Source organism: Elongatibacter sediminis, from assembly GCF_037892215.1.
GTDB classification, from domain to species: domain Bacteria; phylum Pseudomonadota; class Gammaproteobacteria; order Xanthomonadales; family SZUA-36; genus Elongatibacter; species Elongatibacter sediminis.
In genome coordinates this window covers 67860-85422 of sequence record NZ_JAZHOG010000003.1, presented here as the reverse complement: position 1 = coordinate 85422, position 17563 = coordinate 67860, and the positions used below count along the sequence as shown (strand labels likewise).

At 60.0% G+C, this 17563-nt stretch carries 12 protein-coding genes; 9 read left to right on the top strand and 3 right to left on the bottom strand.

Annotated features, from left to right (window positions below):
• Positions 1 to 11: 11 nt before the first annotated feature.
• From V3330_RS05150 to V3330_RS05140, 3 genes are all read right to left on the bottom strand, one after another.
• Positions 12 to 1676 carry an amidohydrolase gene (locus V3330_RS05150; protein ID WP_354694322.1) on the bottom strand — a complete coding sequence of 555 codons (1665 nt, stop codon included), beginning with the start codon at positions 1674 to 1676 and terminating at the stop codon, positions 12 to 14.
• Between the two features lie 39 nt (positions 1677 to 1715).
• Entirely contained in the window at positions 1716 to 3746 is a 2031-nt protein-coding gene (locus V3330_RS05145; RefSeq protein ID WP_354694321.1) for a TonB-dependent receptor, read from the bottom strand.
• Between the two features lie 608 nt (positions 3747 to 4354).
• A complete protein-coding gene (locus V3330_RS05140; protein ID WP_354694320.1) occupies positions 4355 to 5878 on the bottom strand; it encodes an aldehyde dehydrogenase family protein in 1524 nt (507 codons plus the stop codon).
• 225 nt (positions 5879 to 6103) lie between these two features.
• Between V3330_RS05140 and V3330_RS05135 the strand changes: the two genes are divergently transcribed.
• The 9 genes from V3330_RS05135 (at position 6104) to V3330_RS05095 (ending at position 17274) form a co-directional block, all read left to right on the top strand.
• The gene (locus V3330_RS05135) at positions 6104 to 6787 is read left to right on the top strand and encodes a GntR family transcriptional regulator (protein WP_354694319.1); all 684 of its coding nucleotides are present in this window, start codon (positions 6104 to 6106) and stop codon (positions 6785 to 6787) included.
• 127 nt (positions 6788 to 6914) lie between these two features.
• Positions 6915 to 9206, top strand: coding sequence for a TonB-dependent receptor (locus V3330_RS05130; protein ID WP_354694318.1), 2292 nt, complete (start codon positions 6915 to 6917; stop codon positions 9204 to 9206).
• A gap of 32 nt (positions 9207 to 9238) precedes the next feature.
• Positions 9239 to 10018: an aspartate/glutamate racemase family protein gene (locus tag V3330_RS05125; protein WP_354694317.1), complete on the top strand. Its 780-nt coding sequence runs from the start codon at positions 9239 to 9241 to the stop codon at positions 10016 to 10018.
• Positions 10019 to 10031: 13 nt separating this feature from the next.
• Positions 10032 to 10487, top strand: a complete 456-nt coding sequence (locus V3330_RS05120; RefSeq protein ID WP_354694316.1) for a hypothetical protein — start codon at positions 10032 to 10034, stop codon at positions 10485 to 10487.
• 35 nt (positions 10488 to 10522) lie between these two features.
• On the top strand, positions 10523 to 11731 hold the full coding sequence (locus V3330_RS05115) for an MFS transporter (RefSeq protein ID WP_354694315.1): 1209 nt from the start codon (positions 10523 to 10525) through the stop codon (positions 11729 to 11731).
• A gap of 25 nt (positions 11732 to 11756) precedes the next feature.
• Complete coding sequence (locus V3330_RS05110; protein WP_354694314.1) at positions 11757 to 12896, top strand: ornithine cyclodeaminase family protein; 1140 nt, start codon at positions 11757 to 11759, stop codon at positions 12894 to 12896.
• A 60-nt stretch (positions 12897 to 12956) separates the two neighbouring features.
• Positions 12957 to 13379 carry a RidA family protein gene (locus tag V3330_RS05105; RefSeq protein WP_354694313.1) on the top strand — a complete coding sequence of 141 codons (423 nt, stop codon included), beginning with the start codon at positions 12957 to 12959 and terminating at the stop codon, positions 13377 to 13379.
• Between the two features lie 60 nt (positions 13380 to 13439).
• A complete protein-coding gene (locus V3330_RS05100; protein WP_354694312.1) occupies positions 13440 to 14732 on the top strand; it encodes an NAD(P)/FAD-dependent oxidoreductase in 1293 nt (430 codons plus the stop codon).
• A gap of 163 nt (positions 14733 to 14895) precedes the next feature.
• The gene (locus V3330_RS05095) at positions 14896 to 17274 is read left to right on the top strand and encodes a helicase HerA domain-containing protein (protein ID WP_354694311.1); all 2379 of its coding nucleotides are present in this window, start codon (positions 14896 to 14898) and stop codon (positions 17272 to 17274) included.
• The last annotated feature ends 289 nt before the right edge of the window (positions 17275 to 17563 follow it).

Below are 17563 nucleotides of genomic sequence, written 5' to 3'. Positions count from 1 at the left end.
ACTTGCATGCGTTATGCGTCATCCGCCTCGTACACGAGCGCGTCTTCGAATATCGTCTGCAACACGATCGTGCCGCCGATTTCAGAGGGATCGATGGCGAAGAGATTCCGGTCCAGCACTATGAAGGTGGCCAGCTTCCCGGGTTCCAGCGTGCCGAAATCATCTTCGCGACCCACGGAGATCGCGCCATTTCGGGTCCACACCCTCAGCGCGGAAATTAGATCGATGGTTTCCTCGCCGTAATCGAGCATGCCCTGCAGCGCGGGGAAGGGGTTGGGTGTCTTGGCTATGTTCCAATCCGAGCCTGCGGTAAGCAGCAGGCCATGGTCAGACAGGGTGCGGAACTGCCACGCTCTCTGAGGTGGATCTCCCAGGGTTTCACCGAAGATATGCCACACGGAGGGGGACAGGTCGGCCACGACATTGAGTGCGCGCATCCGGCCCATGTCTGCTTCGGCGACCAGGTTGGTATGGCCCAGATCGTGCCGGATCGCTGAATCCGGGTTGGCCTTGCGTGCGGCCTCGTAGGCATCGAGCACGGCGTGCGCTCCTCCGGCACCGGAGGCATGGATCTTGATCTTCAACCCCATGGCGTCGAACTCGGTCACGTAGCGGTTGAGCTTCTCGGGCGGAATCAGGATCAGGCCCCACTCCGGTTCACCGGTCTCCGGGTCCAGATCGGCCGCGGTGAAGTACGGGGCGGTCGGGGTTCCGTCGAGCCACATTTTTATGCCGTTCGGGTCGATGTGCGGGGAAGCGTAGCGGGCACGCGAATCGATAAATTCCCGCAGCTCGGCAAGATCGCCCTTCTTGTGCCGCTCGCTCGACCAGACGATATGCGTCTTGACGTTCAGGCTCAGGTCGCCATCGTCCTCGATCCGCTTCAATGCCTCGAGCAACTCTTCTGTGCCCGCAGCCTCCTGAACCGACGTCACGCCATATCGGTTGTTGATCTCGACCGCCTTGCGGAGCGCCGCGACATTCTTTTCCAGGGTAGGAGGTGGCACAAGGTCTGTCACCAGAGACTGTGCTGACTCGACCAGTTCACCCGTCAGTTTGCCGTTTGAATCACGATTGAATGCCCCACCCTCGGGCGGAGTGGACGACTCGTCGATGCCTGCCAGGGCCAGCGCTTTTGAGTTCGCCAAGCCGTTGTGGCCCGACATCTCGATCAGATAGACCGGACGATTGGGGAACAGCTCGTCGAGATAACGCCTGTTGGGCGCGTTGTCCGGAAACTGCTCCACGAAGAAGTTGCCAGCGACCAGCCAATCTCCCTCCTCCAGGTCGGCGGCACATGACTGCAGCGCCTCGGCGATGACGGGGTGGAATGGACCCGAAGGGATCTTGCAACCCAGCTCACGCAGTCCGCCGAACAGCAGATGAAGATGGGCGTCGTTGATGCCGGGCATTACCATCCGGCCTTTCAGGTCGACGACCCGGGTGTTCGGGCCGATGTATCGTTTAACTGCTTTGTCCGATCCGGTAAAGACGATGCGCTTGTTGCTGACCGCGAGGGCCTGCACCCAGGGCTGGGCGTCATTCACGGTGTAAATGTCACCATTCCGGTATACCGTATCGGCTGGTTCGGCCAGCGCGCTCATTGAGACAAGCAGCATCAGCAGGGCAGTTGTGGATTTCATATATTGCTTCCCCATAATGTGATCGGGTGTCATGTCCTGTAGTTCAGGCCGGCTTGGAGCCAAGCTCAACTGTCAGTAAACGACGCTCATGCGAACGCCCCAGGTGCGGGGCCGCAAACGTGTGTCGAAGTTCGGAAACACTTCATCCAGAATCGCCACAATGCCATCCTCGTCTGTCAGGTTGTTCACGAAAAAGGTGAATGAAAGGTTCTGGCTGGGTGGCGTCAGGGTGAAGCTGGCATCAGACTTGATGATTGAATCCGCGTAGGCGAACTGCCCCGCCGGGTTTCTGATATCCAGTGAGTCGGAGTAACTCCACGAAGCGGAGAGTCGTCCCCGATATCCGCTGTCACCAAAAGGAAAGGCATAGTTCATGCGGGCGTTACCGGTCCATTCCGCGGACTGGTCCAGCCGGCTTCCTCCGGCGAACAGCACCTCGCCCGTGGGTGACACGATGTCCTGGTCGAAAGTCAGATCGTTCCAACCCAACGAGCCGTGGAGTGTCAGACTATCGGTCACTGCGAAGTCGAGTCCGAGATCCACACCGGGACCGCTCGCGTCACCCGCGTTCGCGGTGGCCGTGAAGGGCACATTCTGACCGCCACTGGTCGGCAGGAATCGCAGGGACTGCTGCACGTCCTCCCAGTCCAGGTAATACAGAGCGAAGTCATAGCGCAAACGCCCGCCGGCTGTCGTTCCCTTCGCACCGATTTCGTAGTTGGTCAGAACATCGGGCTCGGCATTCGGCAGGTCCGGTCGGACTTCGAGGGCATTCGTTCCCTGCAGTACGCCGCTGCGAAAGCCTTCGCCGAACGATGCGTACAACGTCATGTCAGGGTTTGCGTACCAGCTCAACACCAGCCGGGACGTCACTTCGTCGAAACTGTCGTCGACCGTCTGAAGCTGTTCGCCAGGTTCAAGTGGCTCATTCCGTGTCAACTCCTGGAGCGTGACGTCATCGTTGAAATAGCGAAGCCCGGCCGTCAGCTCGAGGGCGCCGTCGAGAAACGCGCGTGTGACTTCGCCAAACACCGCGACCTGTTGTGATGTCAGCCGGTCAGAGGAGTCCCCCAGCACACCGGTGCTCTCGCGGAACTCGTCGGTATCGCGATAGAAGCCGCCGATCGACCAGTTCCAGGGGCCGGCATTCGTGGAATGAAGGCGCACTTCCTGAGCGAAGAGTTCGTTATGTAGCTCGGTTCGGAGGTAATTGGGTACGCCGGGTCCGAGTTCGAAATCCAGCGGCAAGCCAGGAACGATCTGCATGGTTCCGATGTTGAAGTAGTCCATGTAGGTCGACGAACTGATCAGGCTGATGTCGTTGCCGAAGTCATACTCGATGCCGAGGCCGTAGAGGTCGTAGTCCGTCTGGATGGGCTGTTCCACGTCATTCGGCGTGGTTCGGTCCTCAAGAGACGAATCCATCATGTCGCGGTCGTCCCGGGAGTACCACGCAGAAAAATCAATCCGCAGGCGATCGGTCGGCTCGGCCCCCACTTTCACGCGGGCAGTCTTGATATCGGCATCATTCAGATCATCCTCGACCGGCGTGTCGATCCACCCCCCGTTCTCCTGGACACCGGCTACGATCCGAACGGCAAGCTTTCCCGGAACGATAGGCGCGTTCAGTGCAACGTCACCGCGATAGTTCGTGCCGCCTTCTTCCGTTTCCGAGATTTCGGCGCGACCCTTGATCTCAAACTCGTTGAGATTGGGATTCCGAGTCAGTATCCGGACGACACCACCCAGCGCGGCAGCACCATACAGAGTGCCCTGAGGGCCTTTCAGCAACTCGACCCGATCGAGATCGTACGGGCTGGCGTCAGGCGTGATCGAAAGCCGCGAGAAGCTGAATGGCATCTGATCCAGGTAATAGGCGGACGTCGAACTGCTGGAGAAGATCGCGGCCGCAGGAGCCACGCCGCGCAGGGTAATTCGCGATCCACCGCTCTGCGCCGTGTCGTACTGGGTGATTCCGGGCATCGAGGCAATGGCGTCATTGACACCTTGGAACGCACTTTCGTCCAGCCGGTTGCCGCCGATGACCGAAATGGATACGGGGACATCCTGCAAGTTCTGACTACCGCGTTTCTGCGCGGTCACCACGACTTCCTCCAAAGCCGAGGTCAGCTTCGAGGCCTCTCCAGGACCATCCTGAGCGAGCAACGGAGCGGCGAGAAGGGACAATACGGCGACAGAGCCAATGGCGACTTTCCCAAGGCAGGTGGTTCGACGATCCGGAAGAACATCGCCGACTCGCGGCTTCACCACATTTTCGACGCGACTGGCTGCATCACGTGCTGGTGCGGCACCATGCACTTGATCCTCGCATTCCGGCATTTCGACTACCTCCGTTTCTTTTTGGATTGTTTGTGCTCCCTGCTCGGATGGCCCGTTTCATTCAATGGGTCTCCCAACTCGTCCCTGTTCGATTCAGCCGATCGAGAAAGCGAACAACACCGGAAGAGTCAACAGAAGCGAAACCAGAGTCAAATCACTGATATTTATAAAGTTATATTTAGGCCGAAACACTCGAGCATAAACGCCCGTCAGCCGAATTGGCTGAGAAAATCCGTTCTGCCGGGGGCATGCTGATTAGACATTCGGGGCAGCGATCAGCTTGCACTCGCAGTCCGTGTCGGAATCGCGGAACCCCGCCCCGCCCCGTGCTACCCGGGATCGTTCTTAGCTTTGTTTCGGAAACAGTTTTGCTAGACAGGCATCGTGACCGTCTTCAGTTCCGTGTGGTGCCGAATCGCCTCCTCGCCCAGTTCCCGGCCAACGCCCGAGCGCTTCACGCCGCCGAACGGTACCGCCAGATCGAGGACGTTGTGGGTGTTTACCCACACGGTGCCTGCCTTCAGGCGGGGGATAAGGGAATGCGTTCGACGGAGGTCATTGGTCCAGATACTGGCCCCGAGACCGAACTGGGTGGCGTTGGCTTGCCGGACGACGTCGTCGAGGTCATCGAATGGCGAAGCGACCAACACGGGCCCGAAAATTTCTTCCTGCACGATCTTCATGTCCGGCCGCACGTTCTGAATGACAGTCGGTTCGACGTAGGCGCCGCTCTCGGTAACCCCACACCCGCCGGTGACAATCTCCGCGCCGTCTGACACACCCGACTCGACATAACCGAGTACGCGTTCCCTTTGTTTCATGGAGACCAGGGGTCCCATCTCCGTTTGCGGATCGAGCGCCGAACCCAGCCGAATGTTCCGGGCGAACTCCGCCACACCGGCCATGTGCTCTTCAAAGATATCTTTGTGTATGTAGAGACGGGAACCGGCGCAGCAGTTCTGGCCATGATTGCCGAAGATCGCCATTGCCGTGCCGGGAATGGTCACCTCGGGGTCGGCATCGGGAAACACCAGCATGGCGGACTTGCCGCCGAGTTCCAGCGTGTATCGCTTTAGCGTACCGGCACAACGGGACGCGATCAGGTGGCCGATTTCGGTCGACCCCGTGAAAGCGATCTTGTCCACGTCCGGGTGATCCACCAGGGCGGCACCCGCGGTTTCCCCGAGGCCCGTGACGATGTTGACAACACCTTCGGGAATCCCGGCCTCAATTATGAGCTCCGCGAACCTCAGGGCGGTCAGAGGTGTCTGCTCCGCCGGCTTGAGCACCATTGTGCACCCGGTGGCCAGTACCGGAGCGATTTTCCAGATGGCCTGACCCAGCGGCACATTCCAGGGCGTGATAGCGCCCACGACACCGATTGGCTCCCGTAACGTGTAGGAGAAGAAATTGGTATCGGGCACGTACGGAACGCTCGGCGAGAACGTCTCACCGTGGATCTTCGTCGACCACCCGGCCATGTATCGAAGGTAGTCGACCGACAGGTTCACATCAAAAGCCCGGGTATTGGGAATGGTTCGACCGCTGTTGACGCTCTCGATTTCAGCCAGTTCTTCGGCACTTTCCTCGAGTAACTGCGCGAGCCGCAGCATCAGCCGTTCCCGTTCGACCGGTTTCATCCGCGACCACGGCCCGGACTCAAGAGCGGCCCGGGCTGACTTCACGGCCAGGTCCACATCCTTCGCATCCCCTGCAGGCACCGCTCCGAGCACATCTCCGCTGGTCGGGTCGACCACCTCGAGGGCGGCACCCGACTCGGCATCGACACGACGACCACCGATCAGCATCCGGTGGTCGCCCGCGAGAAACTTCCGGGCAGGCGAAGACAATTTCGCCAGATCGTTTCGCAATTCGGAGTGTGCCGGCTCGTTCATCTGGTCTCCTCGAATGGATATTCAATGGCTCTTGGAATCTTGAAGTATACTGTATACAGTATTGTCTATAAAACTCAAGTTGCAAATGCCTGACACGACGCACAGCTATCCACGCACTGGTTCAAAACCGCTAAAATGGGCCGACCGCGTCCGAGTCCCAAAGTGTCACGCGTGGCGACCGACCAATTGAACCCGGCCTCACAGCCACAACGCTGACATCCACTTATGAAACTGAACAAAGTCGTAAAACGGGAACCCCTGCGCCAACAGGTACTGGCGAGTCTCAAGAACGCACTGATCAATGGCGACCTGACGCCGGGACAGCGGCTGACCGAGGAGGGTGTCGCGGAATTCCTCGGCGTGTCGAGAACACCGGCACGCGAAGCGCTCGCGATCCTCCACCAGGCGGGGAGCATCAAACGCCGGGAGAACGGTGGATTCGAGGTGATCGCGCCGACGATGGAGGATATCGAGCAGATTTTCCAGGTGCGACACCGTCTGGAGCCTTATGCCGCCCGCCTGGCCGCGGAGAAAGTCACCAGCGGGGACATTCGACAACTCCAGAAATACCTGGCGGAACAGGAAGCGCACGTCAATGCGGTCAGCGCGACACGCTACCTCGAGGCCGACCGCGCCCTCAGGGGCTTGCTGTTCAGCCTGTCGGGCAACCAGCAACTGGTCGACTGCATCGGTCGCTACGAAGAACACTTGCAGTTCGTCGCCGCCCTGACCCTCAAGGATCCCGCGATTCGCCGAATCGCCATGAATGTTGACCGGCCCCTCGTCGAAGCGATTTCGAAGCGCGATCCCGAAGCCGCCGAGGCCGCAGCCCACACGCAGCTCGAGGAAGCTCGAAAGGCCTTGATGCAGGTTTTGGGCGATGCGATCGAGTCCGGACTTTACGGCTGAAGCCGCCCTACCGATCTCTTAAGGATTAACCCGGTTCGAGAGGATTCTTGACACCCGGGATTTTATCAAATTATTCTGTATACACTATACAGTATCCCCATGAGCCTGATCGCTCCGGAATCATCACATGTCCAACCGCACAATCCGACCGAACCGCGCACGTCTTTTCACTGCATTGCTGGTGACATTGCCCGTGACCCAGGTAGGCGCCCAGGGGCTGGAGGAAGTAGTCGTTACCGCGCAGAAACGCGAACAAAACGTTCAGGACATCGGAATTTCCGTCACCGCGTTTACCGGGGATCAACTCAAGGAACTCGGCATCGTGTCATCGACCGACCTGGTCACCCAAACACCCGGACTGACTTACGTCACTCCGTTCGGCGACGGAAATAATGCGGCATTCACCCTTCGCGGCGTGGGCCTGAATGACTTTTCGGAGCACAATGAATCGCCCACAGCCGTCTACGTGGACCAGGTGTATCAGGCCTCGCTGGCCGGACTGAATTTCAACCTGTTCGACATCGAGCGGGTCGAGGTGCTGCGCGGGCCGCAGGGAACTCTGTATGGCCGAAACACCACCGGCGGCCTGGTGCATTTCATCACCCGGAAGCCCAGCGAAGAGTTCAACGCCTATACCGACCTGACGTTGGGCTCGTACTCCGAGATTCGTTTGGAAGGCGGCGTCGGTGGCGCACTCGGCGACGGTGTATCGACCCGGATTTCAGGCATTTATCATAATCACGACGGATACCGGGATGCGCGCGTACCCGGCGTGGATGACGCGAATTCGCGGGATGCTCTGTCGCTGCGCGGACAACTGCTGTTCGAACCTTCCGACGATGCGAGCATTCTGTTCAGTGCGCACTACTCGAACGTGGACCAGATCGCGGCAACCTACGAGCACACTTCGACGGCCTTCGCCGAAGACGGCATCACGGAGATCCTGCTGCCTTCAGACCAGGTCAATCCCATCTGCGAGGGAGTCGGCGGACTGACGGGCCCCGGCGAGGATTGTTTCGGCTACCGGGACCGGGACGGTGACGTCTACGACACCGACAACGACCGGGAACCCTTCCTGGACCTGGAAACCTGGGGCGCCTCCATGACGGCCGACTGGTCCTGGGGCGATATCGCGCTCACGTCCATTACGGCCTATGAGAAAGTTGAAAAACTGTTCGGCGAAGACACGGACATGGGTCCCGTTCCCTCCATCGCGGTGACCAATCCAGTGGACAGCAAGCAATGGTCCCAGGAGTTCCGCGCGGCAGGCGGCGCCGGGGCCGTCAACTGGACCACCGGCATCTACTACTTCGACCGCAGCATCGATACCGGCTCCCGCACCGACACCTCCGGCATCGATCTGGTCGACGACGAAACCGTGACGAACTACGACACCCGCTCCCTGGCGATTTTCGGACAGATTGAGTTCCAACTGGCCGACCAGTGGACCGCCATTCTCGGCGGCCGTTACACCGACGAGGAACAGGATTTCCGCATGGTCGCACGCGACCTGCTCGGCAATACGCCGTTTTTCCTGGGTCTCAGCGACGAACCGATCCCCGGCTACGTAATCTTCGATTTCACGCCTGAAACAGCCGGCGAACTGACCGAAGCTAGCCTGAACGACTTCAGCTTCCGGGCCGAACTCGACTGGCGCCCGACGGACACGAGCCTGTTCTACGGCTCGATTTCTCAGGGAACCAAGGCCCCGGGATTCAATTTCGCGATCGACGGCACGGGCATCCTGGGCGCGAGCCAGATCGAGCAGATCCCGTTCGACGAGGAGACGCTGACGGCCTACGAACTTGGCATGAAGACGGAATTGTTCGACGGAAAGGCAACCTTCAATGGCGCGGTTTTTTACTACGACTATGAGGACTTTCAGGCGTTCAGTTTCGACCAGCTCACCAATGTCGTGACCAACAAGGACGCGGAGGTCAAAGGTGTTGAAGCCGAGCTACTCGCGCGGCCGGTTGACGGCCTCGATATCCGACTGGGTGCCACCTGGCTCGACACGGAGGTCAAGGACATCGTCGCGGCGAGTTTCTTCACAGGGGAAGAAGTGATTCGGAACCGGGAAATGGTCGCCGCGCCCGATGTTGAAGTGACGGGTCTTATCCGGTACAGCTGGCCCGTCGCCTCCGGCCGGCTGTCCGTACAGACCGATTTCCGGCTGGTGGGCGATCAGTTCTTCGACATCAATAACAATCCCACAACTCACGAGGACAGCTACTTCGTGGCGGGCGCGAGCGTTGGTTACGAGATGGCCGACGGCCGCTATTCCATCGTTGCCTGGGTCAAGAACCTGACCGACGAGGAATACCGGACTTACGCGATCCCGGTCACCAGCCTGGGCTTCACGCAGAACATGATCGGGCAACCCCGCTGGTGGGGCGTGACGTTCCGCGCCAATTGGTAGCATCCACATTCTCGAAGCTGCAGGAGCCCGCGATGCGAATCTGTTATCAAAGCTACGTCGACGAAGCGCACGCGGGTCCCTACTGGGACCACCTGCGCCAACACCTTGGTGAGGTCAGCCAGCCCAATACCGAAATCGATATTTGGGGCATCACACCTCACGACGCCTATGCGCACCCACTCGTGGAAATGCGCTGCGCCCGGGAAATGATCTGTAATGCGGTGCGCGCGGAACGGGAAGGATACGACGCCTTCATCGTCGGTCATTTCCAGGATTCGGGACTGTACGAGGCACGCTCCGCGGTGGATATACCGGTGCTGGCGCTGGGTGAGGCAACGATGTTGTATTGTTGCCAACTTGCGCAGCGCAGCGTGATCGTCACGATCAACCCGCGCTTCATTCCAGGCTTTCACCTGCAGCTCAGCCGCTACGGATTGCGCGAGCGGGTCGTGGACGTCGCGGCCATGCACTTCGAGCCCGGCCAGATTCTGGGCGCCTTCGGGGACTCCGAAAAGACCGAAGCGGTTTGCAAGCTGTTCGAGGAACAGGCCCAGCCTCTGATCGAAGCCGGGGCGGAGCTGCTGCTCCCGGGCGGCGGTATCCCAATGCTGCTGTTCGCCGGGAAACACGGCTATGAGGTTGGAGGCGCACCCGTCGTAAACGGAATCGAAATCGTCGTGGGCATGGCCGAAATGGCGGCGAGACTGGCGCGGCGCAGTGGCCTTCGCACCAGCCGCCGCGGCACTTTCGTCAAGGCGCCGGACGAAATCGTCGAGGAATACCTCACAAACCCCGTACGTCTTGAAACCTGAGGAATTGGACTCGGTGCACAGCGACCCGCACTGCCAGACCGCGAGCATTGCGGTTCGCGTACCGGCGATCCAGGCCTTCGAGTACATGTCGGACGGACAGCGGCAGGGCGAATGGACCCTGGGAAGCTGGAACCGGAGGCACATTTTGAATACGCCAGCGGGCGATGTATTCGCGGGAGAGTCGCTCGTTGACGGCAGCACTCTGTACGTCAGGCCGCGGGGACATGTCGATTCGTTGCTGGTGGACTATGACGTCGGCCCCTCACCCGATTCGCTGGTTCACCTGATCTCCGCGCGCATCATCCCTGGGCCGAATCTCGGACGTTCCGAAAACGAATGTGTCATCACGTTGATGAGCTGGCGCGGCCAGACCGACAGCGACGAGGCCTGGACCCTGGATTCACACCTCTTCAATGCGGAAATGCTCATCATCCGTAATCGGCTGGAAGGGTCATTCAGAACCGAATGACTTACTCTAGGAGCACCTTATAAGAGCCCACCTACATGACCTCTGAGCAGACTTCGGTAACATCGGCCAAACATCCCATCGACCGCGCGTCCGTGTACCTGGCGGCCGGTCTGCTATCCGGCATCGGGGCCCTGGTCTCCAGCACAATGCCGATGGTCGTCGGTACGATGGCGGAAGCGTTTCCCTTCAGCGAGTCGCAACTCGGCGACATCATGGCTGTTTTCAATGTCACCTTCACATTGATCGCCATTGCGTCTCTGTTCTTCGTGCGGCGGATCAACTGGAAACTCGCTGCGGTTCTGGGATCCGGCATTTCCGTGGTGACGTTGTTTGCCGTCACGCTCACGGACCAGTATCCATCCATCATGATGTTGTTCGCTCTCATGGGTATCGGCATTGGCGGCCTCTATGCCCTGGGCATGGCCGTCATGGGCGACAGTGAGAATCCGGACCGGGCGTTTGGCATCAAGCTGGGGCTCGAAGCCTTGCCCTCGATCATCCTGCTATTCGCATTGCCCGTCCTGGTGATTCCCTATCACGGGTTTACGGGAATGGCCTACGCCATGGCCGCGACCTGCCTTGTCATTGGCCTTCTCAGCGGGTTGCTTCCCTCGCGGGGCGTCAAGAACGAAACCGCATTTGCGCACCCACCGGCCGAGACCGGTGAAGCCGCGCACATGGCGTCTCGATCACCGACCGTGCTGCTCACCCTGTCACTATCAGCGCTGACAGCGGGCATCATTTTCTTCAGCGGCATCATTGCGACCTGGGCCTTTCTCGAAATCATGGGCACCGACAAGGGACTGCCCGCGGACAAAGTCGGCGTCGCCCTGGCATTGGGTCTGCTCTCTTCCGCTGTGGGCGCTTTTGTCGCGGCGTGGTTGGGAAACCGTATCGGACGTATCCTGCCCCTGGTCGCCATCATCATCGTCAACGTTGTCAGCCTGTACATCATCTGGCAATCGACCTCTCTGATGTCATTTACCGTGGGCACCGTCCTGTTCACTTTTTGCGTCAACTACGGACTGGCCTATTTCTTCGGGTTGAGCGCCGAGGTTGATTTGACCGGCCGATTCGTCGTCCTTTCCGCCACAACCCTGTCGCTGGGCGGTGTCATTGGGCCGGCATTGGGCGGACGATTAATGGAGGGGCCGGGCTTCGAAACCGTTCTGGCCTGCTCGGCCATCTGCTCCTTCGTATCCCTGGTCATCTACATGATCGTGGTTCGAGTGACACAAACCTGATGCCTTATTTGAAAGAGACAAATCCATGACCAGATCTACCCGAATCGACTTCATCTATCTTTCGGAACCCGACATGGTGAGGGCCGGGGTCACGGACATGCCCGCCTGCGTGGACACCATGGAGGAAATGTTCAAGCTGCTCTACCACGGCGACTTCAGAATGGCCGGAGAGAACAACAATTCCCACGGATCCCTGGTCATGTTCCCGGAAGACTCTCCACACCCCACCATGCCGAAGCCAACGCCTGACCGCAGGTTCATGGCGATGCCCGGTTACCTGGGCGGCACGTTCGGCACCGCGGGTGTCAAATGGTACGGATCCAACATCGCGAATCGGGAACGGGGGCTTCCGCGTTCGATCCTGATGTTCATCCTCACGGACACAGAGACGGGCGCACCTCTCGCGCTCATGTCGGCCAACCTGCTGTCGGCCTACCGAACGGGTGCGATTCCCGGCGTCGGCGCACGTTATCTGGCTCGAAAGGATTCACGGGTTGCCGGCATACTCGGCCCGGGGGTCATGGGAAAAACATCTCTCAGCGCCTTTGTCACCGCATGCCCCGAACTTGACACGGTCAAAGTCAAAGGGCGCGGACAGAAGAACATCGACCTTTACATCGAATGGGCCAGAAGAACCTATCCCCAACTCAAGGAAATCCATGCCGTCACGACCGAAGAGGAAGTCGTACGCGATTCCGACGTCGTCGCATACTGCAGTTCCGGCGCAACAGGTGACCCATCGACATACCCCATCGTCAAACGTGAATGGATCAGCCCGGGGACGTTTTTCGCAATGCCTGCCCTCGGCAACTTCGATGACGGCGTCGCGGGCCCCGATGTCCGCAAAGTGCTGGACAACACCGGCCTGTACGAGGCCTGGATGACCGAAATTTCACCACCGGCCCATGCATCCAACCCGCTTGTCGGCCTGAAATTCATGGACCTGGTCGCGGAGGGAAAACTGGACAAGAGCGAGCTCGAAGATCTAGGAAAAATCGTCGCCGGGGAAGCGCCCGGACGAACCAGTGACGAAGAGATCATCATGATGTCAGTCGGCGGGATGCCGGTGGAAGACATCGCCTGGGCCACGGTCGTGTACCGCAATGCCATTGATAAGGGCATTGGCGTTTCTCTCAATCTCTGGGACAAGCCAATCATGAGCTGAGACGGCGACCTCTATCGTAGCTGGCCAGCAAATCAAATAAAGATCAGACCGGAAGGACTCATGACAAAAGTCGTTAGAGTAAAAAGCGGATCGAAATTCGAAGACATCGCGAGCTATTCACGCCTTGTCTCGGTTGGCAATCACATTTATGTCTCCAACACGGCAGGGCGAAACCCTGAAACCGGGGAAATGCCTGAGGATGTGACAGCGCAGTCGCTACAGGCCATCGCCAACATCGAGAGGGCCCTGATCGCCGCGGGTTCTAGTCTGTCCGATATTGTCGCTATCCGTGTTTTCGTACCGAACCCGGCGGACGCCGACGCCGTCGGCAAGGTGTTAGGTGACAAATTTCGGGGAATCGACCCGGCCTGCACATTGACCTGCTCTCCGCTGGCCTCGGATATTTTCAAAATGGAGTTGGAGGCCACGGCTTACCGTGGCGCATCGGAGAGTGAAGCTGAATACATCCGCCTCAGAAACTGAAGCGGATAATTCACCCCGATTTGTCGGACATTCAGGTGAGAAACAGCCGGACATCAGCACGTGACGAAAACCCTTGAACCCGTAAACACAATTGATGAGTTACCCAACTCCACGACGGTTGTCATCATCGGTGGTGGGGTAATTGGCGTCTCGGCAGCATTGACGCTGGCAGAGCGTAACATTCCAGTCGTATTGCTGGAGAAAGGCCATATCGCCGGCGAACAATCTTCGCGCAATCTGGGGTGGGTACGAAAAACCAACCGACACGCGGCGGACGTCCCCCTCGCTCTGGCCGCGGATCAGCTGTGGACGCACATGCCTGAGCGCATCCAGCAGCCGGTAGGTTACACGCAGTGCGGCATCATGTTTCTGGCCAAAACAGAGGAACAGATGGCGATGTTCGAAACCTGGACGGATTCGGTTCAGGCTCTCGATCTGGGTTCACGACTCCTGAGTGCGTCAGAAATCGACCAGCGCGCACCGGGAGGAAAAGGACAATGGGCGGGCGCCATCTATACTCCTTCCGATGGCCGGGCCGAACCTTCGATGGCCGCCAGCGCCATGGCCAAGTCGGCTATTGAAAAAGGCGCGATCCTCGTTCAGAACTGCGCCGCTCGAACGCTGTCAACTTCAGGCGGAAAGGTCACTGGCGTTGTAACGGAAAAAGGCGAAGTGCGTTGTGATCAGGTGCTGCTCGCCGGGGGCGCATGGTCCAGACGATTCCTGGGCAACCTGGGAATTGCTTTGCCGACGCTCCCGCTTGTGGCTTCGGTTCTGCGCACACGGCCGATGGAAGGCCCAACGGATATTTCGGTCGGCGGACCCGATTTTTCATTCAGAAAACACAAAGACGGCGGATTCATCATTACGCAGCGATCCGCCCTGAATGCGCCGCTCACTCTTGATCACCTGCTGGTCGGCTGGCGATACATCAGTCAGCTCCGTGCTGAGGGCGGCTCCCTGCGCGTGTCGGTGGGCCGGGAGTTTTTCGAAGACCTGGCGCTTGCGCGCCGTTGGAGCGCGAACAAACGCTCGCCGTTTGAAAAGGTCCGCACCCGCGACCCGAGAGTCAACCCCGGCCTCAACCAGGAGGCCCTCACCAACCTTATCAAAGCCTGGCCGGCGTTCACGGATGCGGAAATTGAAGAAGAATGGGCGGGCGTCATTGACGTCACTCCTGACTCGAATCCCGTTATCGACCGGATCGAAGCCCTGCCGGGCCTGACGGTGGCAACCGGATTTTCAGGGCATGGTTTTGGTACCGGACCCGCGGCAGGTCATCTGGCGGCAGACCTCGTATCAGACACCACGCCCATCGTGGACCCGGGCACCTATCGGTTCGATCGCCTTTGAGACGGTTTCACGACTTGCCCTCGGCATGTCACAAGTGACGCGCGCATTCGTTAGTCCGGAATAGTCAGTCTCAAAGCATCTTAGTGTCACGGCGCAGGTCTCCGGTTCCGCGCACCCACGAACACGAAAGACACATAACATCAAAGAGTGGTACTTTTTCGGTATGGATACGAAAAAAGGCCAGTACTACATCGGCACGGAGAGCGACAGCGGCGATGCGGTACTGCTGAAAGCGAGCTCCCTGACCACTCACGGCGTGATTTTCGGCATGACCGGCTCCGGCAAGACCGGTCTCGGGGTCAACCTGCTGGAAGAGGCGCTGCTCAGCGGCACACCCACCCTGATTCTCGATCCCAAAGGGGACATGGGCAACATCATGCTCAACTTCCCCGACAGTTCCCCCGAGGATCTCGAGCCCTGGATGGACGCGGCGAAGGCGAAGCGCAAGGGCAAGACCGTCACCGAACTGGCGGCGAAGGAGTCCGCGGAACGCCGTGAGGACCTGGCGGGCGACGGCATCACCCCGGAGCGCATCGCCCGCTTCCGCGACGGGACTGACTTCCGCATCTACACCCCCGGCTCGTCCATCGGCATCGGCATGAACGTGCTCGGCTCGCTGGAAGCTCCCGCGCTGGACTGGGATGTCCATGCGGAGACGATCCGCGACGAAATCGAAGGGCTGGTGTCGTCGATCCTGGTTCTCGCGGGGGTAAAGTCCGACCCGGTGTCCGGCCCGGAACACATTCTCTTGTCCATGATCGTCGAGACCTGGTGGCGACAGGGCAAGAACCTGGACCTGGCGACCCTGGTCGGCCAGATACCCAAGCCGCCGTTTCGCAAGCTCGGCGTCTTCGACCTCGAGATGTTTTTCCCGGAGAAAAACCGGATGAAGCTGGCGCTGCAGCTCAACACGCTGCTGGCCTCACCGGCCATGGCTTCCTGGCTTGAGGGCGAGCCGGTGGACATCGAGCGGATGCTCGGCGGTGACGGCAAAACACCCTGCGCGGTGATCTACATGGCGCACCTGGGCGAGACCGAGCGCCAGTTCGTGGTGACCCTGCTGCTGTCCAAGGTGGTGACCTGGATGCGCTCGCGCCCCGGCACCGGGGAACTCGGTGCGCTCATTTACATGGACGAGTGTTTCGGCTACGTTCCACCGACCGCGGAGCCGCCTTCCAAGAAACCGATCCTGACCATCCTGAAGCAGGCCCGCGCATTCGGCGTTGGCATGGTGCTGGTGACCCAGAACCCGGTGGACATCGACTACAAGGCCATGTCCAACGCCGGCACCTGGATCGTCGGCCGTCTGCAGACCGAAAATGACAAACGCCGCGTGCTCGACGGGATTCGCGGCGGACTGCCGGATCTCGACGCACGCCTGTCCAACTTGGAGAAACGCCAGTTTCTGCTGTACCAGGCCAAGAAGTCCGAGCAGGTCATCCTGCACCGGCGCCATCCCATGTGCTACCGCTTTGGCCCCTTCACCCGGGCCCAGGTGGCCGCGCTGATGGCCGACCACAAGGCCGCGCTGGCGGCGGCCGAACCGCCAGCGAGCCCGGCCGAACCGGACCAGCCGGGCGCAGCGACGCCGGCCACCCCCGCGGTGGAGGACGTGAACGCCCCGTCCGCGATTGCACCGCCAGTCGCCGAGGGCGTCGAAACGGTTTACCTGGACCCTGCCGCGCCATGGGCCAAGGCACTCGGCGCGGACCTGACTTCCACGCGGCTGGCTCCAGCCGCCGCGGTGACCGTGCAACTGCTGTACGACGACACGCGCGCCGGAGTGAACCACGCGGAAACCTACGAGGCCGTGGTCTTTCCACTGGACGGCATCATCGACGCCGCGGACGTACTCGACGTCGATCACGACGACCGGGATTTCCGGACCGACCCGCCCGCCGGCGCCACCTACGAGCTCGGCAATACCAAGCTGCAGAACAAGACGTTCTGGTCGTCACTGTCCTCGGACCTCAAGAACCATCTGGTCGCGCACCGCAACGTCACGGTGTTCAAATGCCCACCGCTGAAACTCTATTCGCGAGTGGGAGAGAGCGAGGAGGCATTCGCGGCCCGCTGCGTGGCCGCCGCGGACGAACTGTCCGACCAGGCGATTGCGAAGCTGCGCACCACCTACGCCCGCCGGATCGGTCGCCTCGAAGACCGGATTTCCGCTGCCGATACCCGGGTGCGGGAACTCGAGGACGACGCGTCGGCCCGCACCCAGTCCGAGCTGTTGTCCGGGGTCGGCGATCTACTCGGCGCGGTGCTCAGCGGCAAATTCGGCTCCAGTACCCTGAACAAGGCGGCCTCGCGGCGCACCGCCTCGCGTAAGGCCAAGGCACGGCTGAAAGCCGCCCGGGAGCGCCATGACGCCCGGCAGCAGGACCTCGAGGAACTGGAACAGGAGTTCGAAGACGCGCTGATCGCCCTGCAGGAAAAACACGCCGCGATGGCCGAAGCCCGTGAATCCCAGGACATCGGGCTGGAAAAATCCGACATTCGCGTTGCCGAGGCGAAACTGGTCTGGGTACCGGTCAGTTGACCGGAAGCCAGTCCATCTCCGGTGATGCGCCCGCTCCTGAAGCTGAGCACTGTCCATCGATGGATTTCGCCCACAACCACAACCCGACTCTGCACATTCAAGCACCCGCCATCCTCCCGGACTTGATCCCATTACCATCATCCCGGACTTGATCCTGTGACCGTCATCCCGGACTTGATCCTGCGACCGTCATCCCGGACTTGATCCTGTGACCGTCATCCCGGACTTGATCCTGCGACCGTCATCCCGGACTTGATCCTGTGACCGTCATCCCGGACTTGATCCTGTG

Excerpts from the sequence above, each read along its gene's own strand:
- V3330_RS05150 (WP_354694322.1), bottom strand. The coding sequence starts at position 1,676 with ATGACACCCGATCACATTATGGGGAAGCAATATATGAAATCCACAACT.
- V3330_RS05140 (WP_354694320.1), bottom strand. The coding sequence starts at position 5,878 with ATGAACGAGCCGGCACACTCCGAATTGCGAAACGATCTGGCGAAATTG.
- V3330_RS05135 (WP_354694319.1), top strand. The coding sequence starts at position 6,104 with ATGAAACTGAACAAAGTCGTAAAACGGGAACCCCTGCGCCAACAGGTA.
- V3330_RS05130 (WP_354694318.1), top strand. The coding sequence starts at position 6,915 with ATGTCCAACCGCACAATCCGACCGAACCGCGCACGTCTTTTCACTGCA.
- V3330_RS05125 (WP_354694317.1), top strand. The coding sequence starts at position 9,239 with ATGCGAATCTGTTATCAAAGCTACGTCGACGAAGCGCACGCGGGTCCC.
- V3330_RS05115 (WP_354694315.1), top strand. The coding sequence starts at position 10,523 with ATGACCTCTGAGCAGACTTCGGTAACATCGGCCAAACATCCCATCGAC.
- V3330_RS05110 (WP_354694314.1), top strand. The coding sequence starts at position 11,757 with ATGACCAGATCTACCCGAATCGACTTCATCTATCTTTCGGAACCCGAC.
- V3330_RS05105 (WP_354694313.1), top strand. The coding sequence starts at position 12,957 with ATGACAAAAGTCGTTAGAGTAAAAAGCGGATCGAAATTCGAAGACATC.
- V3330_RS05095 (WP_354694311.1), top strand. The coding sequence starts at position 14,896 with ATGGATACGAAAAAAGGCCAGTACTACATCGGCACGGAGAGCGACAGC.